The sequence below is a fragment of the Sanguibacter suaedae genome, from assembly GCF_016342785.1.
GTDB lineage: Bacteria > Actinomycetota > Actinomycetes > Actinomycetales > Cellulomonadaceae > Sanguibacter > Sanguibacter suaedae.
Genome location: NZ_JAEINH010000003.1, coordinates 251,013 through 265,619, shown reverse-complemented (window position 1 = coordinate 265,619; position 14,607 = coordinate 251,013). Strand labels below are relative to the sequence as shown.

General features: G+C 70.7%; 18 protein-coding genes. 5 read left to right on the top strand and 13 right to left on the bottom strand.

The window, feature by feature from the left end:
* Positions 1–30 precede the first annotated feature (30 nt).
* The 6 genes from JAV76_RS05305 to JAV76_RS05280 all read right to left on the bottom strand — a co-directional run bounded on the left by JAV76_RS05305 (position 31) and on the right by JAV76_RS05280 (position 5,760).
* A complete protein-coding gene (locus JAV76_RS05305; RefSeq protein ID WP_372403170.1) occupies positions 31–927 on the bottom strand; it encodes an ABC transporter ATP-binding protein in 897 nt (298 codons plus the stop codon).
* A 29-nt stretch (positions 928–956) separates the two neighbouring features.
* Positions 957–1,826, bottom strand: a complete 870-nt coding sequence (locus tag JAV76_RS05300) for a DUF72 domain-containing protein (protein ID WP_198732976.1) — start codon at positions 1,824–1,826, stop codon at positions 957–959.
* An 8-nt stretch (positions 1,827–1,834) separates the two neighbouring features.
* Positions 1,835–2,425: an NADPH-dependent FMN reductase gene (locus JAV76_RS05295; protein ID WP_198732975.1), complete on the bottom strand. Its 591-nt coding sequence runs from the start codon at positions 2,423–2,425 to the stop codon at positions 1,835–1,837.
* Between the two features lie 95 nt (positions 2,426–2,520).
* The gene (locus JAV76_RS05290) at positions 2,521–3,423 is read right to left on the bottom strand and encodes a carbohydrate ABC transporter permease (protein ID WP_198732974.1); all 903 of its coding nucleotides are present in this window, start codon (positions 3,421–3,423) and stop codon (positions 2,521–2,523) included.
* Positions 3,423–4,370: a carbohydrate ABC transporter permease gene (locus JAV76_RS05285; protein WP_372403202.1), complete on the bottom strand. Its 948-nt coding sequence runs from the start codon at positions 4,368–4,370 to the stop codon at positions 3,423–3,425. The genes JAV76_RS05290 and JAV76_RS05285 overlap by 1 nt, the downstream gene beginning before the upstream one ends.
* Positions 4,371–4,407: 37 nt before the next feature.
* Entirely contained in the window at positions 4,408–5,760 is a 1,353-nt protein-coding gene (locus JAV76_RS05280; protein WP_198732972.1) for an extracellular solute-binding protein, read from the bottom strand.
* A 527-nt stretch (positions 5,761–6,287) separates the two neighbouring features.
* Here JAV76_RS05280 and JAV76_RS05275 point away from each other — a divergent pair.
* Positions 6,288–6,911 carry a hypothetical protein gene (locus tag JAV76_RS05275; RefSeq protein ID WP_198732971.1) on the top strand — a complete coding sequence of 208 codons (624 nt, stop codon included), beginning with the start codon at positions 6,288–6,290 and terminating at the stop codon, positions 6,909–6,911.
* 78 nt (positions 6,912–6,989) lie between these two features.
* Entirely contained in the window at positions 6,990–7,400 is a 411-nt protein-coding gene (locus tag JAV76_RS05270; RefSeq protein ID WP_307844004.1) for a YchJ family protein, read from the top strand.
* Here JAV76_RS05270 and JAV76_RS05265 read toward each other — a convergent pair.
* Complete coding sequence (locus tag JAV76_RS05265; RefSeq protein ID WP_198732970.1) at positions 7,388–7,828, bottom strand: pilus assembly protein CpaE; 441 nt, start codon at positions 7,826–7,828, stop codon at positions 7,388–7,390. The genes JAV76_RS05270 and JAV76_RS05265 overlap by 13 nt on opposite strands.
* A 110-nt stretch (positions 7,829–7,938) precedes the next feature.
* Here JAV76_RS05265 and JAV76_RS05260 point away from each other — a divergent pair, with 110 nt between their 5' ends.
* Positions 7,939–8,682 (top strand): MBL fold metallo-hydrolase, encoded by a 744-nt coding sequence (locus tag JAV76_RS05260; protein ID WP_198732969.1) that lies wholly within the window; start codon positions 7,939–7,941, stop codon positions 8,680–8,682.
* A gap of 70 nt (positions 8,683–8,752) precedes the next feature.
* Here the strand turns inward: JAV76_RS05260 and JAV76_RS05255 are convergent, their stop codons facing one another.
* The 4 genes from JAV76_RS05255 to JAV76_RS05240 all read right to left on the bottom strand — a co-directional run bounded on the left by JAV76_RS05255 (position 8,753) and on the right by JAV76_RS05240 (position 11,803).
* Positions 8,753–9,490 carry a DUF3618 domain-containing protein gene (locus JAV76_RS05255; RefSeq protein WP_198732968.1) on the bottom strand — a complete coding sequence of 246 codons (738 nt, stop codon included), beginning with the start codon at positions 9,488–9,490 and terminating at the stop codon, positions 8,753–8,755.
* Complete coding sequence (locus tag JAV76_RS05250; RefSeq protein WP_198732967.1) at positions 9,487–9,915, bottom strand: phage holin family protein; 429 nt, start codon at positions 9,913–9,915, stop codon at positions 9,487–9,489. The genes JAV76_RS05255 and JAV76_RS05250 overlap by 4 nt, the downstream gene beginning before the upstream one ends.
* Positions 9,912–10,721 carry a hypothetical protein gene (locus JAV76_RS05245; protein ID WP_198732966.1) on the bottom strand — a complete coding sequence of 270 codons (810 nt, stop codon included), beginning with the start codon at positions 10,719–10,721 and terminating at the stop codon, positions 9,912–9,914. Before JAV76_RS05245 ends, JAV76_RS05250 begins: the two co-directional genes overlap by 4 nt.
* A gap of 101 nt (positions 10,722–10,822) precedes the next feature.
* The gene (locus JAV76_RS05240) at positions 10,823–11,803 is read right to left on the bottom strand and encodes an NAD(P)/FAD-dependent oxidoreductase (protein WP_198732965.1); all 981 of its coding nucleotides are present in this window, start codon (positions 11,801–11,803) and stop codon (positions 10,823–10,825) included.
* A 141-nt stretch (positions 11,804–11,944) separates the two neighbouring features.
* Here JAV76_RS05240 and JAV76_RS05235 point away from each other — a divergent pair, with 141 nt between their 5' ends.
* Positions 11,945–12,586: a CYTH domain-containing protein gene (locus tag JAV76_RS05235; RefSeq protein WP_198732964.1), complete on the top strand. Its 642-nt coding sequence runs from the start codon at positions 11,945–11,947 to the stop codon at positions 12,584–12,586.
* A 39-nt stretch (positions 12,587–12,625) separates the two neighbouring features.
* On the opposite strand, the gene JAV76_RS05230 is transcribed toward JAV76_RS05235, so the two are convergent.
* Together JAV76_RS05230 and JAV76_RS05225 are read right to left on the bottom strand one after the other, a co-directional pair.
* Positions 12,626–13,264: an alpha/beta hydrolase gene (locus tag JAV76_RS05230; RefSeq protein ID WP_198732963.1), complete on the bottom strand. Its 639-nt coding sequence runs from the start codon at positions 13,262–13,264 to the stop codon at positions 12,626–12,628.
* Between the two features lie 52 nt (positions 13,265–13,316).
* Positions 13,317–13,760, bottom strand: coding sequence for an Hsp20/alpha crystallin family protein (locus tag JAV76_RS05225; RefSeq protein ID WP_198732962.1), 444 nt, complete (start codon positions 13,758–13,760; stop codon positions 13,317–13,319).
* 210 nt (positions 13,761–13,970) lie between these two features.
* Between JAV76_RS05225 and JAV76_RS05220 the strand changes: the two genes are divergently transcribed.
* Positions 13,971–14,564 carry a hypothetical protein gene (locus JAV76_RS05220; RefSeq protein WP_198732961.1) on the top strand — a complete coding sequence of 198 codons (594 nt, stop codon included), beginning with the start codon at positions 13,971–13,973 and terminating at the stop codon, positions 14,562–14,564.
* Positions 14,565–14,607 lie beyond the last annotated feature (43 nt).

Sequence of the window (14,607 nt, the reverse complement as noted above, 5' to 3'; positions counted from 1 at the left end):
CGGGCCGGGGCCCGGGAGGTGTGGGGTGGGTCAGGCGGGGACGGCGCTGACCGTGGCGGCGCGGCGCGCGGTGTGGCGCCCGACGGGTTCGGTGCGGACCAGGCCCGTGCAGGGGTCGGTGCTCACGTCGATGCGCAGCCCGTACGTCTCGCTCAGGGCGTCGGCGGTGAGCACGTCGGCGGGTGCGCCCGACGCGAGGACGACGCCCTGGCGCAGGAGGACCACGTGGTCGGCGACTGCGGCGGCCTGGTTGAGGTCGTGGAGGACGACGCCGACGGCGACGCCGTGGTCGTCGGCGAGGTCCCGCATGAGGTCGAGGATCTCCACCTGGTAGCGCAGGTCGAGGTAGGTGGTGGGTTCGTCGAGGAGGAGCACGCCCGTGTCCTGCGCGAGGCAGGTGGCGAGCCACACGCGCTGGAGCTCGCCGCCGGAGAGCTCGTCGACGCCGCGGTCGGCCATCCCGGCGACCCCGGTGACCTCCATGGCGTGCGCGACGGCGCGGGGGCCGTCGGCGTCGGTGCGGCGGTACCGCGCCTGATAGGGGTGGCGACCGTAGCCGACGATGTCACGGACGGTCACGCCGTTGGGTGTGGGCCGGCTCTGCGAGAGGAGGGTGACGCGTCGGGCGAAGTCCTTGGGGCGCAGTGCGAGGGCGTCGGGGACGTCGGGGAGGCTGACGGTGCCCTCGGTGGGCTTGTGCAGGCGGGCGAGGGACCGCAGGAGGGTCGACTTACCGGACCCGTTGGGGCCGATGAGCGCGGTCACCTGCCCGGCGGCGAGGGTGAGGGATGCACCGTGGACGACGGTCGCGCGCTCGTACCCGAGGACGAGGTCGGCACCGGACAGTGACGGCCCGGTGGCGTCGCCGCTGTCGGTGGAGCCCCCGTCGGTACGGGGCGAGTCGGGGTCGAGAAAGGTTGTCCTCACAAAGGTGAGGATAACCTTACGAGCCGCTTCTAGGAAGTGGCGTCCGCCACAGCGAGCAGCTCCGTGAGACGCAGCGCGTCGAACGGTGCGTGGACCTTCGCGTCGTTGTCGAGGTAGACGAACACGTCCCGGCCCCGGCCGTCCGGGCACGCCGAACCGTCCAGCCACCCCTGCACCCGCCCCGCCCACAGGGCGAGCTCGTCATCCGTGTAGCCGCTCACGTAGAGCTCTGAGGAACCGTGCAACCGCACGTAGACGACGTCGCTCGTCACGTCGAGGACCATCGGCCACCGGCCCGCCGTGTCCGCGACGACGATCCCCACGTCGTGCTCCCGGAGCAGGTCCAGCGCCTCCGGCGTGGTGAACGCCTGCCCGCGGACCTCCAGGACGTGACGGACCGGTCGGTCCGCATCGGTCTCCAGGTAGGTGCGTCCCTCGAGGCGGTCGTCGTGGCCGCGCGCCAGCTCCGCGGCCGCGTCCGTCGACCGGGGCAGCGCCGCGAGGAACCCCGACAGCACGCCTGCGTCGAACACCGCCCGCTCGGGGAGCTGCCACAGCACCGGACCCAACGTCGGGCCCAGGGCTAGCACCCCGGACGCGAAGAAGTTCGCCACGGCCGTCCCCGCGCCCACCAGGCGCAGCATGTGCGTCACGTACCGCGGGCCCTTCACCGAGAACACGAAGTCGTCGGGCACCTGCGACCGCCACCGCTCGTAGCTCGACGGACGCTGCAACGAGTAGAACGACCCGTTGATCTCCACGCTCGACAGGCGCTCGCCGACGTACTCGAGCTCCCGCCGCTGGACCAGCCCCTCCGGGTAGAACACGCCGCGCCACGGCGCGTACCGCCACCCGGAGATCCCGACCCGGACCTCCGGGGGGCGCTCGCGGCCTGCCACGGCCGAGGTCAGGCCTGCGGGGTGGGCGCGAGCGACCGTCGGACGTGGTCGGCGAGCGCGTCCAGCCAGGTGCGGAGGAACTCCTCGGTGCTCTCCACGGTGACGGTGCCGTCGTCCTCGACGAGGCCCGGGGTCATCTGGATGTAGGCCTCGGGCGTGGTGAGCTGCCGGGCGCCGCAGTAGGCGAGGATGCTGCGCAGGTGCTGCTGGGCGAGGGCGGTGCCGATGGCGCCGGGGGAGGCGCCGATGATGGCCGTCGCCTTGTCGGCGAAGGAGTTCTCGCCGTAGGGGCGTGACGCCCAGTCGAGGGCGTTCTTGAGGAACCCCGGGACGGAGCGGTTGTACTCGGGGGTGAGGACGATGACGGCGTCGACGTCGGCGATGGCCTGCTTGAGGTCGCGGGCGACCTGCGGGTAGTCGTCGTCGTGCTCGTAGCTGTAGAAGGGCAGGTCGGAGATGGGGATCTCCTCGAGCTGCAGCTCGGCGGGTGCGAGGCGGACGAGCGCGCCTGCGAGGCGCCTGTTGATGGAGGCGGCGGCGGGACTGCCGACGATGTATCCGATGCGGTAGGACGTCTGGTGCTCGGTGGTGGTCGTCACTGGGTGCTCCTTCGCGTCGGTGGCGGCCGCGCTGCGACCGGTCGTCCTCCCCAGGCTAGGTGCGCGCGGGGGAGGCCGCCCGGCCGGGGGGGGCGTCACCGGCCGCCGAACCCGGTGGTGGCGATGCCCTTGATGATCTGACGCTGGAAGAAGAGGAAGACGATGATGAGCGGGGCGGCGGCGAGGAGCGCGGATGCCATGTTCTGGGCGTACTGCACGCCGTAGGCGCTCTTCACGGTCTGGAGGCCGACGGGCAGCGTCATGAGGCTCGTGTCGTTGGTGACGATGAACGGCCAGAGGAAGTTGTTCCAGGCGCCGATGAACACGAAGATCGACACGGCCGCGAGGATGGGGCGTGACAGGGGCAGGACGATCGAGGTGAAGACGCGCAGGCGGCTGGCGCCGTCCATGCGGGCGGCGTCCTCGAGCTCCTCGGGGATCTGGTCGAAGAACTTCTTGAGGATGAACACCATGGCCGGTGCGATGACCTGCGGGAGGATGATCCCCCAGTAGGTGTCCACGAGGTTCAGGGTGAGCATCTGGTAGAAGAGCGGCACGATGAGCACCTGCGGCGGCACGATGATCGACGCGATGACGACGACGAACAACCAGCGCCGCCCGGTGAACTCGAGCCGTGAGAAGGCGTAGGCGGCGAGCGCGGACGTGGCGACGGTGACCACGGTGATGGCTGTGGCGGTGAAGAGGCTGTTGAGCGTCCACTGGGGGATGTTGCCCTCGGAGAGGACGGAGGTGAAGGCGTCGAGGCGGAACCCGTCGGCGGGGATCCAGGCGAGGGGCGTGGACCCGGCGGCGGCCTCGGACTTGAGGGACGTGACGAGCGCCCAGGCGAAGGGCAGCAGCCAGGTGACGGCGAGGACGACGAGGACCACGAGCGCGGCGATGCGCCCGGGTGTGACGCGCCGTCGGGTGCGTCGGACGACGGTGTGGGGTGCGCCGGTGGTGGTGCTGGGTTCCGGGGTGAGGACGTCGGTGGGCATCAGGCACTCCTCCTGGCTGTGATGCGGAGCTGGACGAGCGAGACGACGATGATGAGGGCGAAGAACACGTAGGAGATGGCTGCGGAGTACCCGAACCGGTACCCGGTGAACCCGGCCTCGAAGATGTACTGGACGACGGGTCGGGTGACGCCGTTGGGTCCGCCGTTGGTCATCATGTAGATCTGGTCGAAGACCTTGAGCGAGGCGATGACCTGCAGGATGACGATGAGCACGGTGGTGGGCCCCAGCTGGGGGATGGTGATGGAGAAGAGCTGCCGCCAGGGGCCGGCGCCGTCGATGGCGGCGGCCTCGTACTGCTGCTCGGGGATGTTCTGCAGGGCGGCGAGGTAGAGCAGGAAGTTGAAGCCGACGGTCCACCAGAGGGTGGTGACGACGACGGCGGTCATGGCCCACCGTTCGTCCTGGAGCCAGGCGACGGGGTCGATGCCGAGGGGCGCGAGGAGCCAGTTCACGAGGCCGAGCTGCGGGTTGTACATCCACGTCCAGAAGAGTGCGACGACGGTGGAGGCGAGGAGGAACGGCATGAAGAACGACAGCCGCCAGAGCCACTGCCCGGGGATGCCGAGGTTCACGAGGAGCGCCATGGCGAGGGCCACGAGGACGAGGGGGACGGTGGACATGACGGTGAAGAGGGCGGTGTTGGCGAGGGACCGCCACATGACGGGGTCGGCGAACGCCTCCGTGTAGTTGGACAGCCCCACCCAGCTGCCGCCTGCGCCGGTGAGCGTCTGCCCGGTGAAGCTCAGGTAGACGCCGTGGGCGATGGGCCACACGAGGAATGCGAGGAAGAGCGCGAGGAACGGGGCGGCGAACGCCAGGCCGGCACGGTTGTCGCGTGATCGGCGTGCGGCGCTGCCGGGGCGTTCGGCGGCGTGGGCCGTCTTGGAGAGCGCGACCTCGCCGCGGGCGACTTCGGTGGACACGATGAGACTCCTTCGTCCGGACGTGCGGGGTGGGTCGCGTTCAGGTGCCGGTGACGGGGTTGGGCTTGGCGAGGATCGAATTGAGGCGGTCGACGAACCCTCGGAGGCCGACGGCGGGGTCGGTCTGACCGAGGAGCACGTTCTGGATGTTCTCGGCGAAGTACCCCTGGAAGTCGCTGCCGGACCCGGAGAACCAGGCCTCGGGGTCGTAGTTGAGGTTCGCGGTGGCGTCGGCGTAGTGCGCCTGGGGGAGGAGGTCGTCGTAGGCGGGGCTCTCGACGATCGGCTGGTAGGCGGGGATGTGGCCGGCGCCGGCCCAGACGATGGATCCCTTGAGGATCTCGGACACGAAGCGGTACGTCTCGCGGCGCTGCTCCTCGTCGGGGTCGTCCTGGTGGGGGAGGACGAACGCGTGGGAGTCGCCGTAGACGGCATCTGTGCCGTAGAGGGTGGGGATGGTGCGGGCGTCGAACGCCATGCCGGACGCGGCGAGGGTGGGCAGCTCCCACACGCCGGTGAGGAACATGCCGCTCTCGCCGTTGAGGAACTCGGCGACGGCTGTCCCGTAGTCGCCGGTGGAGGCGGCGACGGTGCCGTCGAGCATCTGCGTCATGAACTCGAGGGCGGTGACGGCGGCCTGCTCGTCAAGGGAGACGGTGTCGCCGTCGAGCGTCATCTCGGCGCCCATCTGCAGGTAGAGGGTGTAGAACAGGCGCCACATCTGGGCGCCGTCACCGAGGTATCCGTAGGACACGCCGTGCTTGCCGGTGACCTCCTGCATGCGGCGGGCGACGTCGAGGAACTCCTCGGGGGAGGTGATGTCCTGGAGGAGGCCGTCGTCGCCGAGGGCGCCCGCCTGCTCGGCGACGTCCGTGTTGTACATGAGGATGAACGGGTGGGAGTCGAGCGCGAGGGAGTAGAGCTTGCCGTCGACGATGCCCTTCTCCCAGACGGCGGCGGGGAAGTCGGCCTCGGTGACGCCGAGCTCGGCGAGGAGGTCGGTGTCCCAGGGGTCGAGGAGACCGCCCGGTGCGTACCCGGGGATGCGTGAGGCGTGCATGACGGCCACATCGGGTGCGCGACCGCCGGCGCTCGCCATGGCGAGCTTGGTGTAGTACGGCGTCCCCCAGGTGAGGACCGTCTGCTCGGCGGCGAACCCGTGCTCGTCGTTGATGGACTCGACGAGGTCGGCCATGGTGATGCCGTCGCCGCCGCTGAGCGGGTGCCAGTACCGGACGGGTGTCCCTGTCGCGGAGGGGCTGGGTGAGCAGGACGTGAGGGCGGGTCCGAGGACGGTCCCGCCGACGAGGGCGAGGCCGCCGAGGAGCACCTGGCGGCGGCTGATGCCGCCTGCTGCCGATGCCGTCGATGGGCTGGTCGATGCACGATCCACGTGGTCACTCCCTTGTGATGGTGGTCACAGGGCATGACATTACATCGTTAGAACCAGGTGGCAAGGGGCGTTCCGGACGTGTCGGTCCTGCTAGTGGACTGGTTCGCCTGGTTTTATCGCTCTGCGCGGATGGTGTGTCCATGCGCTGGTCGTGGTCCCGTACTGTTCCCGATCGTCAACCGCACCGACCGATGGAGGGCCAGGGGGCTCCCCGTCGGCCCGTTGACATGGCGGGACCAGTCGCGCTCGTGGCCCGATCACGTCGTCGTCGGCCGGAGCCAGGCCAAGGACCCCGACTCGGTGCCACATCTTCTCCGCCAAGCTCGACGGGTGCATCAAGCCGCTCGTCGTCGCGGACGCCGGCTGACAGGAGGACGGACATGGCGTACACACCCGACAAGCCACCCGACCAGCGAGGACATCCCCTGGAGCGTGGTCGAAACAGCGATCCGCTCCATGCCTGATCTACCTCGCCCCAAGTCCGCCGAGACAATCCCTTAGTCCCGGATGATTCGATTGGGAGATTCATGAATAACCATCCATGCTACGCCAGCGATGAGCATGAGTTCTTAGAGGTGAGGCGTGAAGTATCGAAGTTTATCCGTCTAGGGACAGAGCTTCCCGCGTGGCCCTTCCAAGCAGATAGCGGGTTTGCGACGGTCTACGAGTACGATCGCCTGCTTGGCGGGGACTTCGGCGAGGTCCTTGAAGCCCTCGTGAGCGTATTCGACGACGAGAAGGTCTTCGTTCTGGGCATCGAGCCGTCTTGGGAGTACTACAAGAGAGAGTACAACTATTTCGCGGGATTCTCTCTCCGTGGAGAGTCTGTGTCGGACGATTATTGTTCCGCGATCAGGTGGGAGCCGGGCGGGGATGCCACTGGGTCGCTTGGATTCACCGCGGACTCAATCGGCATAGTGGGTTCCTCGGGTCAGTGGTCGCTCTTGGGGCAGAGGGACTGGGAGATCGCGGTGCTACTGGCCGAGCGGCAAGAAGGGCCGTGGTTGAACTGCGACATCCCGGGGTGGGCCGGCTTCTTCGATCTGTCCGATATCCGATCGCCCCCGGGTTGGGGGATGCCTCTGTCGGACACTGATCTCGAGACGTTCTGGCGGAACATCAGCAGGCGCGGTAGCGGCCCGAGTGACTGATGATCTGACATCGAATCCGCAGTGAGCCCACCAAGCGCTCCGCTCGTGCGCACGCGTGGCTCCTGCCACGATGGTCCCGTGACGTCCCAGCCCATCGCCCCGCTCGCCGACGACTCCCGTTGCCCTTGCGGAACGGGCGACTCGTATGGGGCGTGCTGCGCCCGTTTCCACCGGGAGGAGGCGTACGCGCCCACCGCGGAGCGGCTCATGCGGTCCCGGTACAGCGCGTTCGTCGTCGGCCACGAGCCCTACCTCCTGCGGACGTGGCATCCCACCACCCGGCCCCACGCGCTCGACCTCGACCCCGGGACCCGGTGGCTCGGCCTCGACATCCTCGACACCCACGGCGGGGGACTCCTCGACGCGTCCGGGACCGTGCGGTTCCGCGCCCACTATGTCCTCGACGGAGTCCGCGGCGACCAGACCGAGCTCAGCCGCTTCGCGCGCGACGACGGCGCCTGGAGCTACGTCGACGGTCAGGTCGGCTGACCCTCCACCACACCGTCCGTCGCCGCCAACACCAAGGTATGTACGGCAAGCCCGTACGCCTCCGCCGCATCAGCGGCGCTGAACTCCTCCACGCCGCCCCCGGAATCCACCGTCACCGTGAACCGGCCCTCGCCGTCCGCGTCGGTCCGCACCAACGACCGGAACGTGCCACCCAGCAGGGTGCGCAGCTGCTCCTCTGACGGGAACCACAACGCCTGGTCGATCGTCACCGAGTCCAACGCCCACTCCGTGGTCCCGTTGAACCCCAGCACACGCCCCGTCGGGTAGTCGTGCACCTCGACCGTCATCTCCGAGACCGTGAACACCTCCGAGAGCCCGTCAGCGGCGATCGCGAACCGGTCACCCGGAGCAGGTGACCAGCGCAGCCCGGCGAGGGCGAGGTCCTGGGCGAGGTCGGCAGAGATCATGCCGCCAGTCTCCGACGCCACGCACCTGTCCGCCACAGGACCACCCCGGCCCACCCGATCCCGGGAGGCCACGGAATGCATGCCTCCGAGGGCGTCCCTATCGTGGAAGGATGCTGCAGCTCGGAGTCGCCGACGGGATCCACCGCATCGACCACGCCTACGTCAGCTGTTACCTCGTCGAGGGCGAGGGGCGCTCCCTGACCCTGGTCGACGCCGGGCTCCCCGGAGCCTGGCCCCAGCTCGGCCACGCCCTGCGGCGCCTCGGCCGCACGCCCGACGACCTCGAGGCCGTCGTCCTCACCCACGGGCACTTCGACCACGTGGGCGTCGCCGAACGGTTGCGGACCACCTACGGCGTCCCCGTCTGGACGCATGACCGCGAGCGCTACCTCGCGGCGCACCCCTACCGGTACGCGCACGAGGACGCGCGGAGTATCTACCCGGTGCGGCACCCGTCGAGCATCCGGGTCCTCGGGTCGATGGCGCGCGCCGGTGCGCTGCGGGTCCGTGGTGTGCGCAGCACGTCGGCGATGACGCCGGGGGAGGCGCTCGACGTCCCCGGTCGCCCCCACGTCGTGTTCACACCGGGGCACACCCACGGACACTGCGCGCTGCACCTGCCCGACCGCGACGTCCTGCTGACGGGCGACTGCCTCGTGACCTTCGACCCGTACACCGGCGACGACGGACCCCGTGTGGTCGCCGGTGCCGCGACCGCCGACACGCCCCTGGCCCTGCGGTCGCTCGACGCCGTGGCCGCCACACGTGCCCGCGTCCTCCTGCCGGGCCACGGCGACCCGTGGCGGGACGGCGCCGAGGCCGCCGTCGACGCAGCGCGCCGTGCCGCCCGCTGACGTAGCGCGCCGCCCGCTGACGTGGCTCAGGGCCGCACCGCGCAACAGGTCCCCCCACCGCACGAGGACCTCACCGCACGACGAGAGGGGCCCGGTCCGATGGACCGGGCCCCTCTCGTTCACGCTCGCGGCACCGGGGTGCTGCACCAGATGGTAAAGGGCGCGTGGCCAGCACGTTCTGCTGGCTCTGCTGCGCCTGGCTCTTCACGTCGTCCGACGCGTGCTTGGCCTCGGCCATGACGTCCTGGGCTCCACCCGTCGCCGTGTCCTTGACCTGCTGCGCGCCCTCGGTCGCGGTGCCCTTGACCTGCTCGGCGGCCTGCATGGCGGGCTCGCGGAGGTGGTCGGCCATCTCCTTGGCGCCCGACTTCACACCCTCGGTGACGTCGTGCAGGGCGTCGCTCTCCTTGGCGGAGTGCACGGCGTCCCGCTCCTTCTGCGTCGAGGGGAGCAGCGAGGCGGCGAGGAGGCCCACACCGAAGGCGATGACGCCCGCGGCGAGGGGGTTGCCCTCGGCCTTGTTCTTCACGGATCCGGGCGCGCTCTTGGCGGCACCCTTCACCGAGCTCGCGGCACCGTGGACACGGTCGCCCGTGGCGCTCGCCGAGCCGTGGACGGAGTCGTTCGCGTCGTGCACGGCGCCGAAGACCCTGTCCTTGGCGCCGGAGACGGCGGAGCGCACCTTGTCGGTCTGGCGGTGCACCACGTTGCTGGGGCTCACCTTGTCGCCCAGCGCGTCCACGTCGTGGCTCAGCGCAGCGCGGGTGTTCTCGATGTCAGCGCGGATCTGGTCCGGGTCGTTCGTCATGACGGCTCCTGTCCTTTGAGGGCATCAGGGATCTTCTTCATGGTGTCTGCGGTGCGGGGGAGGCCAGGAGTCTTCTCGAGCTCCTTCTTCCCCTTGAGTGCCAGGACCGCCGCGACGGCGCCCCACAGCACGGCGACGATGAGAGCGGACCAGCCCAGGGCGGGCTGTGCGTCGCCCGCGCCGATCCAGGCGCCCAGCGCCCACCAGAGGGCGAGCGACAGGAAGAGCACGAGGAAGCTCGCGGCCCACGCAGCGCCACCGAGCATCCCGGCGCCCGCACCGGCCTTCTTCGCGGACTGCTGGGTCTCCGCCTTGGCGAGCTCGAACTCCTGCCGGATGAGCAGCGAGAGGTCCTTGGTGACGTCACCGAGGAGCTCGCCGACCGACGCGTCCGGCGCCGGGGGAGTCGTCGGTCCCGTGGTCATCGAAGGCCACCTCCGTACGCCGGGTCGGTCGCCGGGTTCGCCGGCGTGGTCGGGGTCGCGGGGGCCGCCCCGGTCGAGGCGCCGGGCATCGTGTCACCGACACCGGTGCCCGTCGTGCCCGTGCCCGCTGCGGGAGCGTAGCCCGCAGGCGTGGTCGTGGGCGTGGGGGTCGAGGTCCGCGTCGACGCGCGGGACGCACCCTTCTCGCCCTGGTCGGAGCTGTCGTCCTTGAGCCCACGCACCACGCGACCTGCGACGAGGCCGAGGCCTGCGGCGATCGCGATGAAGGTGCCCGGGTGACGGCGCGCGTACGTGGTGACCTCGTCGAGGACCTCACCGGGCTCGCGCTCCTCGAGCCACGAACCCGCCTGGTCCAGGTAGGAGGACGCCCGGCGGGCCAGGTCGCTCGCCAGACCCTGCTCCTGGGAGCCCTCGGCCATCGACCCGAGCTCGCCGGACAGGGAGCGCGCGCCACCGGCGAGGCGCTGCAGCTGCTGGCTGGAGCCGTCGGACAGCTCGGTGCGGCCCTGCTCGAAGAGGTCGCGAGCCTGCGACTTCGCCTCGGAGACGGTCTCGCGGGCCCGGTCCTTGGCCTCACCGATGGTGTCGGACGCCATCTGCTTCTCGGAGTCCATGACGCGGCCCGCGCCGTCACGAGCCGTGCCCGCGACCTGGTGAGCCTCGTCCTTCGCGGCTGCCCGCGTGCCGGACGAGGAGCTCGTCGAGTCCGTCGTCGGCGTGGTGGGGGCGGGAGGAGCCCAGGCTGGTTCGGCCGGACGCGAGGTGCCGCTGTATGCGTCTGTCATGGTCGTTCCTTTCGGTCGTTCCTGCTACGCCCTTTCTTGACGTCCGTTCCATCATGTGCCCCTTGACACGGTCCGGCATCTTGTGGGAGAGGTCGCAGATTTCACCCGCCTGAGGTATGGACACGGCGCTGCACGGCTCTCTCGACGTCGTCGTCGACGAGGAAGACGTTCATCGACACGCCCGCCCGCGAACCCTCCGCGGCCGCCGTGATCGCCTGCGCGCCGGGGTCCGTGACGTTCCCCGCGGCCCACAACCCCGGGACGCTCGTGCGCTGGTGGTCGTCGACCTCCACCCACCGCGCGCACTCGTCGTGCGTGGTGCGCGCTCCGAGGGGCGTCACCAGCCCGTCGCGGGCGCGGAACGTCGGCGTCACGAAGACCGCCGAGCGCGGGACCGTCCGTCCGTCCGACATCAGGACGCCCACCAGCCGGTCGTCCTCGACGACCAGGCACTCCACCGGCCCCTCCACGACGCGCACGTCCCGCGCCGCGAGCTGCCGGGCCACGTCCGGCGGTGGGCTCGGCGCCGTGTGCGTGAAGAGCACCACGTCGTCCGACCACTGCCGCAGCAGGAGCGCCTGGTGGAACGACGCCTCCGTCGACGCGAGCGTCGCGATCGGCGTGCCCTCCACGTCGTGCCCGTGGCAGAACGGGCAGTGCGGGACGTCGCGCCCCCACCGCTCGCGGACCCCGGGGACGTCGGGCAGCTCGTCGACCAGGCCGGTCGCGAGAAGGACGGTGCGCGCCGTCACCGACGACCCGTCACCGAGCGTCGCCCGGAAGCCCTCGCCCCACCGGTCGAGGTCCTCGACCGCCAGCGGGACCACCTCGACGCCGTAGCCCTCCACCTCCTCGCGCGCCAGGCGGACCAGCTCACCGGGCTCCACCCCGTCCCGGGTGAGGAAGCCGTGGCTGTGCGCCGCAGGAGCGTTGCGCGGGGCACCCCCGTCCGCGACGAGGACCCGACGTCGGGCGCTGCCGAGGACGAGGGCTGCCGACAGTCCGGCCACGCCACCACCCACGACGAGCGCGTCATAGGGGAGTGTGGTCACGGTCGGCGGGGCGGGTGCTGGTGAGGTCATCGTGGTCCTTCCATCCGTCGTGCTGTTCCCCGTCGGAGCACGGATCACACGTGCCGCCCTCCGAGCGGATCTCGTCCTGGGGTGCTGCGGCCCACGGTGGTAGATTCCGAGCAGGAGACTCCCCGGAAGGAGGCCAGGCCCGTGAGCGACTGCGGCTTCGGCGACTTCGAGTTCGAGCGGCGGTTCTTCGTCGACTCCCTCCCCGCGGCAGCGCTCGCGGAACCGGACCCCGTCCTCATCGTGCAGAGCTACTACCTCGCCGCCGAGGGTTACGCCATGCGCCTGAGGGTCCAGTCGAGCACCGTCCTGCTCGACCTCGACGGTACCGAGGACGAGCTCCAGGTGCTCGGGGACTTCGCGTCCGAGTTCGACTTCTGCGCCATGACCGTCAAGGGGCCGATGGTCGGCGGCACCCGCTACGAGGCGGAGCGCGAGATCGACGTGAGCGTCGGCCTCGAGATGATCCGCCTGGGTGGCGCGCGCATCATCAAGAACCGCTACGCCCTGTGGCTCGGCGGGGACGGATGGGTCGTCGATGTCTTCGGCGGCGCCAACCGGCCGCTCGTCGTCGCCGAGTGCGAACGCGGCGGGCCCGTCACCGACCTCACCGTCCCCGCGTTCTGCGTCACGGAGATCACCGACGACCGGCGCTTCTCCAACGAGTCCCTCTCCACCACGCCCTACGGCACGTGGGCGGGCGAGTACGAGCGCGAGCTCACTGAGCGAGGACCGCGGTTCCTCCAGGGGTTCGGGCACAACACCCTCGAGACCGACACCCGCTGACGCGCGTCCGTCCGTGCGGTCACCGCGTGCCCGCCTGCGTCAGCGCGGGGCGTGCTCCGTGAGGAACGTCGAGACGTCCTGGAGCTCCTTCGGCGAGATGCCGTGCGGCAGGCCCGGGTACACGACCTCCGTGAGGTCCGTCCGGGCCGACAGCCACTCGTGGGCGCGGGCGAACGCGTCCGGGGCGATGATCTGGTCCCTGTCCCCGTACCCGAAGAACACCGGCGGGCGGACCTCGGCGACCTCGTCGTCCCCGGGGTGCGGTGCGTCGACCACGAAGCCCGAGAGCACGGCGCCCGCCCAGAAGCGCCGCGGCGCGCTGCGCAGCAGGTGGGTGACCATGAGGCCGCCCTGGGAGAACCCGAGGAGACCGACGGGGCGGGACTCGGGGACGTGGGACCCCAGCCAGGCGAGGACGGCGTCGGCTGCGTCCTGCGTCGCCTGCGGGTCGGGCCGGCCGGGCTCGTCGATGGGCACCCACGCGAAGCCGGGGCCCGCGGTGAGCGGCGCCCGGACGGACACCGTCGCCAGGCCGCGCGGCAGGTGCGGGGCGAGCCCCACGAGGTCGGCCTCGTCGGCGCCGTAGCCGTGCATGAGGAGCAGGAGCGGCTCGGAGGAGTCCCGGCGGTCGGCCGGCTCCGACCAGACGGTGGCGGCCTCGGAGATGCTGATGGACATGACCGCACCCTATCGGGGCGGTGAGGGCCGGGCGGCCCTCACCGCCCTCCGGTCATGCGGGCTGCTCGGCGGAGCGACCGATGGCGGTGGGCGTCGAGCCGTGCGACACCTCGATGCGGCGCGGCTTCGCGTCCTCGGCCACCGGGATGCTCAGCGAGAGCACGCCGTCGGTGTAGGTGGCCGTGATGGCATCGAGCGCGAGCCCGCGGCCCAGCGTCATCTGCCGCGCGTACGTGCCCGACGGGCGCTCCTTGGCCAACCACTGGACGTCCGAGTCGGCGTGCGTGGAGCGCTGCGCGCGGATGGTCAGCGTGCTGTCCTCGACGTTGACGTCGATGGAGCCCGGGTCGACGCCGGGCAGGTCGAGGTTGAGCACGTAGTGGTCGCCCGACCGGAACAGGTCCATGGGCATGCTGCTCGCCGCGCTGCGCGTGGAGCTCATGACCGAACCGAGCAGACGGTCGAGGTCGACGAAGGGGTCGAGACGGGTAGCCACACCGATCACCTCCTCAGGATGAGCCCGGACCTTCCGGGCTCGGTGCGTGCATCGCAGATGCTGCTACACCACTGTTTTAGCACTCGACCCCCGCGAGTGCCAGCGCGTGTTTTTCGCCCTGAGCGAAAATCTGTCGCGAGAAGCGCGGTCTGCGCACGGCCCCGGGCAGAACCGGACAGACCACCCCCGGGTGGGGGCTACCCTCGAGCCATGACCGACCGGGCGAGCACGGCCCGAGCGACGGGGCCGACGGACGTCCCCCCTGCTCAGGGCGAGATCCTGCACTCAGTGACCCCGGCCCTGCTCCAGGTCCTCGGCCTCTTCCTCGTCCTCGGGTCGTGCCTCGCGTGGCAGCGCGACGGCGACGTCGTGCTCGGCACCCCGGGCATCGTCATCGCCGCCGTCGTGCTCCTCGTGGCCGTCCTCCTCGCCTGGCGCGGAGAGGCGCTGCTCGGATTCGTCGTCGCGGCGCCGTGGCCCTCCGTCACCGGCGTCTTCCTCGCTGTGTGCGCCCTCGTGGTGGGAGCGCTCCACCTCCTGCCGTCCGTCCACCTGTCCGTCGCGTGGCCACCGCTCGCCATCGTCGGTGCCGTGACGCTCCTCGGGCCGCTCCTCGAGGCGCTCCAGCACTCGGTGCGTCAGCGCCGCGCCCGGCGCGCGGCGCCCGAGCGTGCGACCGCCGGCAGCGGCGGCCCTCCGCCCGCACCACGACTCTTCAACACCGTCCTGTCCTTCCTCGTGTGGCAGATCCCGCTCGCGGCTGTCCTGCTCGTCGTGATCCTCCTGCTCGTCGGGCCCGTCTGACCCACACCGTCGTCTGACCCGCGCCGCCGCCGGGCGTGGCACC

Bases quoted from the DNA above. Each gene is read 5' to 3' on its own strand.
- JAV76_RS05290 (WP_198732974.1), bottom strand. From the start codon at position 3,423: ATGCCCACCGACGTCCTCACCCCGGAACCCAGCACCACCACCGGCGCA.
- JAV76_RS05275 (WP_198732971.1), top strand. From the start codon at position 6,288: ATGAATAACCATCCATGCTACGCCAGCGATGAGCATGAGTTCTTAGAG.
- JAV76_RS05265 (WP_198732970.1), bottom strand. From the start codon at position 7,828: ATGATCTCTGCCGACCTCGCCCAGGACCTCGCCCTCGCCGGGCTGCGC.
- JAV76_RS05260 (WP_198732969.1), top strand. From the start codon at position 7,939: ATGCTGCAGCTCGGAGTCGCCGACGGGATCCACCGCATCGACCACGCC.
- JAV76_RS05255 (WP_198732968.1), bottom strand. From the start codon at position 9,490: ATGACGAACGACCCGGACCAGATCCGCGCTGACATCGAGAACACCCGC.
- JAV76_RS05250 (WP_198732967.1), bottom strand. From the start codon at position 9,915: ATGACCACGGGACCGACGACTCCCCCGGCGCCGGACGCGTCGGTCGGC.
- JAV76_RS05245 (WP_198732966.1), bottom strand. From the start codon at position 10,721: ATGACAGACGCATACAGCGGCACCTCGCGTCCGGCCGAACCAGCCTGG.
- JAV76_RS05240 (WP_198732965.1), bottom strand. From the start codon at position 11,803: ATGACCTCACCAGCACCCGCCCCGCCGACCGTGACCACACTCCCCTAT.
- JAV76_RS05230 (WP_198732963.1), bottom strand. From the start codon at position 13,264: ATGTCCATCAGCATCTCCGAGGCCGCCACCGTCTGGTCGGAGCCGGCC.
- JAV76_RS05220 (WP_198732961.1), top strand. From the start codon at position 13,971: ATGACCGACCGGGCGAGCACGGCCCGAGCGACGGGGCCGACGGACGTC.